Origin of the sequence: Kitasatospora sp. NPDC004799 (assembly GCF_040609095.1) — a bacterium.
Taxonomy (GTDB): domain Bacteria; phylum Actinomycetota; class Actinomycetes; order Streptomycetales; family Streptomycetaceae; genus Kitasatospora.
The window spans coordinates 1-2,366 of sequence record NZ_JBEXJK010000689.1; the positions used below are offsets into that span (position 1 = coordinate 1).

Sequence of the window (2,366 nt, forward strand, 5' to 3'; positions counted from 1 at the left end):
GGCCGGTCGCGGCGTTGAGCGCGTGCCCGGCGGCGACCGGTCGCCCGGGTGCGGCCGTGTCGACGAACACCGGCCCGGTGCCGAAGGGTTCGAGCAGCAGCGCGCGCACCGCCTCCCGCCAGGGCATCCCGGTCACCGTCTCGACCAGGCGCCCGGCGGCCACGTAGCCGGCGTTGGAGTAGGAGAAGTCCGTCCCGGGCGGGAACAGCGCGTCCCCGGCGGTGCAGACGGCGGACAGGTAGCGCGTCGCGGTGGTGCGGGCGGCGGCGTCGGAGTCCGGTCCGGTCGGCAGTCCGCCGGTGTGGCCGAGTAGCTGACGAATCGTTACTGCGGGCAGTTGACGGAGTTCCGGCAGGTGCTCGGCCACCGGTTCGTCGAGGTCGAGGTCGCCGTCGTCGGCGAGCAGCGCCACCAGGGCGGCCGTGTACGGCTTGGTGAGCGATCCCACCGGGACGGCGGTGTCCTCGGTGAAGGGCGTCCCGGTGCCGGTGTCGGCCACCCCGGTGTGCAGGGCGACGGTCTCCGCACCGGTGTCCAGCACCAGTTGGGCGCCGGGCACCCGGTGGGCGCGGGCGAGCGCGTCGAGCCGGTGCTGCAGGTCACTGCGCCGCGGTTCACCGCGCAGGAGGAGAGGTGCCCGCTCGCGGGTGGGCGCCGGGCTGGCGTACGGCATGGCGGAAGCTCCCGTTGACTGGTTCTCGGGTGCGGGCGCGCCGGGCGCCCGCGGTGGAATTGCGGATTGGGCTGCGGCACAGCGGGAATTCCCGGCCGCCGGCGCCGCCCGCTTCAGGACGCGCGGGAACGGCGGGAATCGGTACCGGCCCGGCCGGCGGCGGTCGGCCGGCCCCGGAAGGGGAATCCCCGGACGCCCGCGGCCGGGCGCCGAACCCGCCCGCGCACGGCCGTTCCGGCGTCACATCGGCGCGCCCGGACCGGGCGGTGCGAATACGACCCGGATATCCCCACCGCGCGATGAACGGCGGGCCGGCCCGCGGTGAACCGCGAACGGCCGAATACCCTTACCCCGTCGGAACGGTGGGACAGAAACCCGCCCCCCGCCCACCGACCGCTCTCCTGGCCCCCACCTGCGCAACGGCCGTACCCGGCATGTCCATCCCCCTTGTTTGCGATCCGCCCCCGCGGGCCGCCGCGCGGAACGCGCCGACGCGACCGGAGAGCCGCACATTCCCTGCCGTCCCGAACGTCCGGACGACGAACGCGCAACAGTCTTCACGGCGGGTCAGCCGCTCGCAACCCCTTCCGATTGAACGAAAAGCGACTCCACCGGGAATCGGAACCACAAAATCCCTGGTGTGCCTCCCGGCCGCGCCCGGAGAGCCCGATGGCGGGCGCTAATTCTTTGGCTGAAAATATGAGGTTCAGACCTCACCATCCACTCGAACAACTATTCGCGGAATTATCCGAGTGATTTCCCGGACGCCTGTGACGGCTGTGAAGAAATGCGACGAGAGCCGTCCACTGTGCCGCGAGTGAATCCGGCCGGGCCGGGCGGCTCGGTCGAAGGGGCGGCCCCCGGAGCCGCGCGGCCGACGGCGACGCGGTGGGCGCCTGCTAGCGTCGGAGCCCGGAGAGCAGGCGGCGGACGGTGGAGGGTGCAGTGGTGGACAGGGGCGCGGAGCGGGCCTTCATCGGGTCGTTCACCTCGACGGGCGGGCGCGGGATCGTGTCGGCCTCGGTGGATCCGGCCACCGGGGCGCTGTCCCTGACCGGCCGCGTCGACGCCGTCGACCCGTCCTACCTCACCGTCGGGCGGACGCCGGACGGCCCGGTGCTCTACGCCGTCTCCGAGACGGAGCCGGGCGCCGTCACCGCCCACGACATCGCCGGACCGGTCCCCCGCCCGCTGGGCGCCCCCGTGCCGGTGGGCGGCGACCACCCCACCCACCTGAGCCTCGTCCGGGGCCACCTGCTGACCGCCAACTACGGCTCCGGCAGCGTCAGCGTGCTGCCGCTCGCCGCCGACGGCACCCCGCTGCCGCCGAGCGGGGTGCTGCGCCACCGGGGCAGCGGGCCGCGCCCGGACCGCCAACGGGCCCCGCACGCCCACCAGGTGCTCCCCGACCCGTCCGGGCGCTGGGTGCTCAGCGTCGACCTCGGCACCGACTCGGTGCGGGTCTGCGCCCTGGACCCGGCGACCGGACAGCTGACCGTGCACGCCGAGACGGCGCTGCCGCCCGGCACCGGACCGCGGCACCTGGCCTTCCACCCCTCCGGGCGCCACGCCTACGTGCTCGGCGAGCTGCGCCCCGTCGTCACGGTCTGCCGCTGGGACGCGGCGGCCGGGGCGCTCGAACCCGTCGGGGAGGCCCCGCTGTTCCCCGACGGCGTCGAGGGCCCGGTCTCCC

The 2,366-nt window shown here is 74.8% G+C and carries 2 protein-coding genes; one reads left to right on the forward strand and one right to left on the reverse strand.

Features of this window, described 5'->3' with window-relative positions; translation table 11 throughout:
- The coding region (locus tag ABZW03_RS39925) for a serine hydrolase domain-containing protein (RefSeq protein WP_355269656.1) at positions 1-673 on the reverse strand (673 nt) is incomplete at its 3' end.
- Between the two features lie 945 nt (positions 674-1,618).
- On the opposite strand from ABZW03_RS39925, the gene ABZW03_RS39930 reads away from it, so the two are divergent.
- The coding region (locus tag ABZW03_RS39930) for a lactonase family protein (protein WP_355269658.1) at positions 1,619-2,366 on the forward strand (748 nt) is incomplete at its 3' end.